This is a genomic window from Noviherbaspirillum humi (assembly GCF_900188095.1).
Classification (GTDB): Bacteria; Pseudomonadota; Gammaproteobacteria; order Burkholderiales; family Burkholderiaceae_D; genus Noviherbaspirillum; species Noviherbaspirillum humi.
In genome coordinates this window covers 1-6,868 of sequence record NZ_FZOT01000037.1, presented here as the reverse complement: position 1 = coordinate 6,868, position 6,868 = coordinate 1, and the positions used below count along the sequence as shown (strand labels likewise).

Sequence of the window (6,868 nt, the reverse complement as noted above, 5' to 3'; positions counted from 1 at the left end):
CACCAACAACACCGGCCGCATCTACGGCGACGTGTTGGCAATCAGCGGCAACACCATCAACAACAGCGGTACCGGCACCATCGCCGCCCGCGACAAGCTGCTGATCGGCGCGCAGACCCTCAACAATACGAATGGCGGACTGATCTACAGCCTGGGCGGCATCACGATCGGCGGCGCCATCGTCGGCGGGCAGGTGCAGGGCACGATGCAAACGCTGACCAATGCCTCCAGCCGCATCGAGGCGGGGCGTGACTTGCGGATTGAAGCCAACACAGTCAACAACAGGAATGATGGGTTGGCGACGGCTGAGGTGGTGTTAGGGACTGGGTATGAGGAGAAGGTTAGGGTCAAAAATACAGGAAACCAGTATTCAGTAGGAAAAAATCATTGCAAAGGCATCGGCGGTGGCCAGAAGGACAACGAATGCGTTGTTTACCCTGATAAATATGGCAAGCGCAGTACGCTGCCTCCAGTCTTCTCTACCGGGGTCTGCACCGGTGGCGGAGATGATGTGCAAACCTGCACTGTTTCGTCCAACTACGAATGGAATTCGCCGGTGTTTGCGCAATTCCAGGTGGCCACTGTCGGTTCGCCGCCTCCTACGTCACCGTTAGGTGGATGCACGCAGTATAGCGGAGACAACGGGCCGATCGATGTCATGTCACCGGAGTGCATGCAGTGGCGTGGTGCGATGGATGCCTGGAATGCGGCAAACAACGAGCGGCTTGCTGAGCTTGACGCAAAGATCGCCGCATACAACGCCGAAGTCAATCACGACAATCTTGTTGAAAGCTTCGAGCATTACACCTGGTACAAGGTCAACTCTACAACTACCCGTACCGAGGTGATGGCCACTGCACCGGGCGAACTGCTCTCCGGTCGTCATATGGCCATCACTGGCAAACTCACTAACCAGGATAGCCGTGTTGTGGCTGGCGGGACATTGTCGGCCCTGCCTAGTGCGAACAACATTGCTACGCAAGGCAATCTGCATACTGCATATAGTGGCAAAGCAAAGGACACTGAAATTGTCCATTGTGGATTCTCTGCTCACTGTCGCAACTGGGGAGACGAGTATCCGTACAGCCCAAACCCAATTGATGTGGAGTTCAGCCTCCCCACCGTCGAGTACGTCGACTACGCCGCTAATCCCACCATCACCCGCAATCTGGCAACAAACAAGGCAGCAGCCGACGCTTCCATCGCCGCCGCTGCAATGCAGGCGGCAGGCAACACCCGCCCGCCGGTCGATATGCCGCCCCAGTCCGGCACGACCGTCCCGGTGCTGTCCGTCCCGCAGAACAGCCTGTTCCAGCTGAACACCGCTCCTGCGGCCCGCTACCTCGTCGAGACCGACCCGCGCTTCATCAGCCGCACTGGCTTCCTCTCCTCCGACTACTACCTGCAATCCCTGAGCCGCGACCCTGAGCGCGAACTCAAGCGCTACGGCGACGGCTTCGTCGAACAGAAGCTCGTCAACGACCAGATACTGGCGCTCACCGGCCGCCGCTATCTCTCCGGCTACGCCAGCACCGAGGAAGAATACCGCGCCCTGATGGATGCCGGCGTGGTCTACGCCAAGCAATACCAGCTCACGCCCGGCGTGGCGCTGACATCTGAGCAGATGGCGCAACTGAGCACCGACGTGGTACTGCTGGCGGCACAGACCGTCACCCTGCCGGATGGCAGCACCCGGCAAGTGCTGGTGCCCCGGGTCTACCTGCGCCGTCCCGCCCGGGATGACCTGCAATCCAGCGGCGCCCTGATCGCCGGCTCCGACGTAATCATCCAGACCCCGGACGACCTCGCCAACAGCGGCACCATCGCCGGCGACCGCGTCACCCTCCAAGCCAAGGGTGACCTGGTCAACGCCAAAGGCCGCATCGCCGGCCAGGACCTGCTGGTGCGCGCCAACAACGACCTCAAAAACCTTTCCGGCGTGATCGAAGGCACCGGCGCCAACAGCAAGGTGGACCTGTTCGCCGGCCGCGACGTTGTGCTGCAAACCCAGACCAAGGCTGGCACCAGTACCGACGGCAGCGGTACCGGCACCACGCTGCAGCGCATCGCCACCGTGCAGGGCAGCAGCGTGAGCATCGCCGCCGGGCGCGACCTGCTGGCCACCGGCAGCAAGGTCAAGGCCGACGGCAGCCTGGCGGCCACCGCCGAGCGCCATATCGTAGCCGACACCGCCGCCGCCGAATCGCGGCTGCACAGCAACGGCAGCAGCGGGCGCAGCGTGCAGGGGCGCAGCGGCTACATCGACGAAGCCAGCACCCGGCACCAGGGCGCCGCCTTCGAGAGCGGCGGCGGCACCGTGCTGGTCGCCAAGGGCGATGCCCGCTTCACCGGCACGCGCATCAAGGGCGACGACGTCACCGTGCAGGCGCAGAACATCACCGCCGGCGCCGCCGTCAACCGTACGGCAGCCGACATGCAGGTCATCGGCGAGAAGAGCTACAACCGCTTCGCCCGAGACAATGAAACCCTGGTCGGCACCGACATCCAGGGCGGCAACAACGTCACCCTGCACGCCACCGGCAACGGCCAGGCCGGCAGCGGCAACCTCAGCATCACCGGATCCAACATCAATGCCGAGCAGAGTCGCGCCGCCCTGATTGCCGCCAACGACGTCACCATCAACGCCGGCACCACGCGGCAGGCGGCCATTGAGGAAAGTTACAGCAAGAGCAGCGGCCTGTTCTCCTCCACCGCCACCACCCGGGCCACCAGCACCACGCTGAACCAGGTGCAGGGCAGCGCCGTCTCCGGCAACACCGTCGTGGTGCAAGCCGGGCGCGACATCAAGGTGGCCGGCAGCGGCATCGCCGGCGAGGGTGACGTGGTGCTCTCAGCCTGGCGCGATGCCGTCGTGGCAGCGGCCACCGCCACCCGCACCGACAAGCGTTTCGAGAAGGTGGAAGAAAGCGGCTTCCTGTCGGGCGGCGGCTTCGGCATCAACTATGGCAACCGCACCACCACCAACACCGCCGACACCGACGGCACCACGCAAAGCGGCCAGACCCGCAGCCTGGTCGGCTCCAAGAGCGGCGACCTGACCATCCGCGCCGGGCGCACCGTGCAAGTCACCGGCACCGACCTGGTGGCCGGCGGCGACATGCTGCTCGACGGCCAGCGCATCATCACCGACCCCGGCCAGGACAGGCAGCAGGGCCGCACGACCACCAAGATGCAGCAGGACGCGCTCACGCTCGGGCTGACCGGCAGCGCCGTCAGCGCGGTGCAATCCACCGCCACCGTGGCTGATGCCGCCGGCAAGACCAGCAACGTCCGGGTCCAGGCGCTCGCCGCCGGCACGGCGGGCCTAACCGGCGCCAATGCCGCCAAGGACATCGCCCAAGGCGGCCCCAGCATCGGTGTCGCCCTCACGCTGGGCCACAGTGAAAGCGAATCCGCCCGCACCACCGCCAACCAGTCCAACACTGGCACCACCCTCACCGCCGGGCGCGACCTCACCCTGCGCGCCACCGGCGCCGGCCGAGACAGCAATATTCTGGCCGCAGGCAGCGACGTTCGTGCCGGCAACAACATCCACCTCAAGGCCGACAACCGCATCGAGCTCGCCAGCGCCCAGGATACGCAGAGCCAGCACAGCAGCAGCAAGAGCAGCAGCGTGGGCGTCGGCGTGGCGGCCACCGTCGGCAGCAAGGGCATGGCCGTCGGCGTCACCGCCAACGCCAGCCTGGGCCGCGCCCACGAAGACGGCGAAGGCACCACCCAGGTCAACGCCCATGTAGCCGCCGGCAACCAGCTGCGCATCGACAGCGGCGGCGACACCCACCTCAAGGGCGCGGTCGTCTCCGGGCGGCAGATCGTGGGCGACATCGGCGGCGACCTCGTGGTGGAAAGCCGGCAGGACACGGCCCGGTTCGACAGCAAGAGCCAGACCCTGGGCGGCAGCGTCACCGCCGGCTTCGGCGTCTCGGGCAGCGTCAGCGTCAGCCAGAGCAACATCAAGAACGACTACGCCAGCGTCGGCGAGCAGACTGCCATGCGGGCCGGCGACGGCGGCTTCCAGCTCAACGTCAAAGGCAACACCGATCTGCGGGGCGGCGTCATCAGCAGCACGCAAGCGGCCATCGACAACAAGCAGAACACACTGAAAACCGCCACGCTGACTCCCAGCGACGTGGAGAACCACGCCAACTACAGCGGCAACAGCATCAGCCTGTCGAGCGGCATCTCGGTAGCTGGCGGCAGCGGCCAGCCAAGCGAGAACGGCCAGGGCAAGGGGCCGGGCGGTGTCGACCTGATCGATGCCGGCAAACTGAATGGCGGACGCAGCGGCGCCAATGCACCGATCGCCATGGACGCCAGTGGCGATAACAGAAGCGTCACCCGAAGCGGCATCAGCGGCGCGACCATCGTCATCACCGACGAAGAAGCCCAAAAGCGCCAGACCGGTCAGGATGCGGCGACGACGGTTGCCATGCTGAACCGCGATGTTCTCACCGGTAAGGACACCAGCGGCAAGCTGGCCAATGACTTCAACAAGCAGGAAATCGACGCCGCCTTCACGGTGACGGGCGAGTTCGGGCGGCAGGTTGGCACCTTTGTCGCTAACAAGGCTAGCGAAGCCGATGCCCTCAGAGAGGCCGCCAAGGACCCGAAGCTGAGCGATGAGCAGCGCACCCAACTCATAGCACAAGCCAACCAGATCGAAGCCGACTGGGGCCCGGGCTGCAAGAGCCGGCAATGGGCCACGGCGATCACGGCTGCTGCCAGCGGCAACGTCACCGGCGCCAGCGGCGAGACGGTCAATGGGGCGGTGGTGAACTACCTGCAGCAGCAGGGGGCGGGCTATATCGGCCAGCTGGTGCAAGACAACAAGCTGAAGGAAGGCAGCCCCGAGCATGCCGCCATGCATGCGATCGTGGCCTGCGCCGGAGCGGCGGCCGGCAACCAGAGCTGCGGTGCCGGCGCCATGGGCGCGGCCAGCTCCAGCTTGCTGACGAACCTGTTCAAGGAAAAGGACAACGAAACCAATGCCGAGCGGGAGAGCAAGCGCAATCTGATTGTCACCATTGTGACCGGGGTTGCAGCAACCGCGAGTCCGGCAGCGGCCGCCACGGCCACCAGTGCAACCATTGCGGCAACAGACAACAACTACCTGACGCAGAACGAGGCATCCAAGACCCGGAAACAGCTGCTGGGCTGCAAGGGCGAAGCGGCATGCGTAAAGCGAGTCAGCGACGAGGCACTGGCGCTGTCGTTGAAGAACAGCGAAAAGATGAAGCAAGCCTGTGACAACGACTTCCGCCGCTGCATGGATGCCTATCGGGAAGCCAAGGGGGGTTACAACACGGTCGAGCCGATATCGATCCAGACCATCGCGCCGGAGCTGGGCGACAAGCTGCTGGCAATCCAGCAAAGCGACATGGCGTATGCGCGGCAGCGAGCCGAGGTGCTGGCGCGGGCCATGCCGTCGGGGATGGACAAGACCCTGGCCATGGCTGATTTGTATGCGCCGGACTTGGGTTCTGCGGCTCTGGGTAGTAAACGTGTGGGCACCGCGAGCCGAAGTAGCACACGGAGCGGTGCGATGGACTCAGCGGAGAAAACGGGTTCTCAACAGACTTCTTTCTCATCACAGCCAATTGGGGCAAATAAAACAGTGACCTATCCTGAAGGGCTGGCCTACCGGAAGGATTTGCCGGATCACTTGTTCGGACCGGACGGATTTACAAAATCAGGCCAGTTAAGCGGAACGCACAATTTGAGTAATGCGACTGCTGCACTTGATAGTGTCGGTGCAACTTATAAACTTAACCCGACATCAACCCCTGGAATTTTGGAGCTGAGCTACAACTACACCAACCCTGTAAATGGCAAACCAGTGATTGGCTCAAAAACCGTGTATGACCCAGCCTTATATAGCGATAAAATAATACTGGATTTATCACAGAAAGCAGGAAAAGTTGGCTTTGAAAATTATCTGCAGAATTCCACGCAAAGGATTTTTGACGTAAACCAAGATGGAATTAACTTCCGTACATACATAAACATTGATCCAAAAACGGGAATGCCGTTTGTTGGCAATGTTCACCCCATTAAATAAATCATGATGAATACAGATTACTTTAATGAAGCATTTAAGGGATTTGATCCGCGAACGGACAAAGATGCAGCAATGAAATTCTGTCTTAATGCTGTCCTTATGGATCGCCGGTTTGCCGATTTGAAAGAAATTCTTCCAAATGACACCGATCTTGGTGGTGTAGCAGGTGAGCCAAATTGGATTATTGAACGGCGTAATGAAGGAGAGACTAAGGGCTACGAAAATTGGCCGCAATTTGCACGTTTTCGTGCCTTTGTCGATCCAGACAGCTATGCCTTGGCCTATTCAGAATTTTTTTGCGATAAAACTACGTTCGAAAAATTTGTCAGTTCTGCTATACAAGCGTATTGCGATAGGCATCCTGAGAGAGGCCAAGAAGTAGAATCGATATTGCAAATATTACCAAGATAGTTTGTTGGGGAAAACAGAACACTTACAGCTTATCGGGTGAAGGGAATACCGAATCAACGCATAGTAATCAACAATGCCGGCGAAGTATCGCTAGTTCCAGATAAAAGTCAGATTATCCGGATCAATTTTGGACAAGAAGGGCAAGCAATACCATGCCTGCAATCCAAGATAGAAAAGGGTTCACTTGGAGTAGAAATAAAATTGTTTGAAGTGGACCCTAGATTTTTTGAAAAGAATTCGGTCTCAAGCATTACCGGAGCAATTCGCTCGTCAAATGTAACGACCCACTGAAAACCTGCTCAGGTCATAATCTTGAAAGGAAGATGACATGAGCGTAAAGATGGACGATGAATTCAAGCGCTGGACGGCCAAGCGCAA

At 60.6% G+C, this 6,868-nt stretch carries 2 protein-coding genes; both read left to right on the top strand.

Features of this window, described 5'->3' with window-relative positions:
• Positions 1 to 34 precede the first annotated feature (34 nt).
• Positions 35 to 6,079: a hemagglutinin repeat-containing protein gene (locus CHB88_RS23905; RefSeq protein WP_217900227.1), complete on the top strand. Its 6,045-nt coding sequence runs from the start codon at positions 35 to 37 to the stop codon at positions 6,077 to 6,079.
• A gap of 3 nt (positions 6,080 to 6,082) precedes the next feature.
• Complete coding sequence (locus tag CHB88_RS24955; RefSeq protein WP_143131466.1) at positions 6,083 to 6,490, top strand: hypothetical protein; 408 nt, start codon at positions 6,083 to 6,085, stop codon at positions 6,488 to 6,490.
• Positions 6,491 to 6,868: the final 378 nt, after the last annotated feature.

Coding starts and splice junctions, on each gene's coding strand:
- CHB88_RS24955 (WP_143131466.1), top strand. CDS start 6,083: ATGATGAATACAGATTACTTTAATGAAGCATTTAAGGGATTTGATCCG.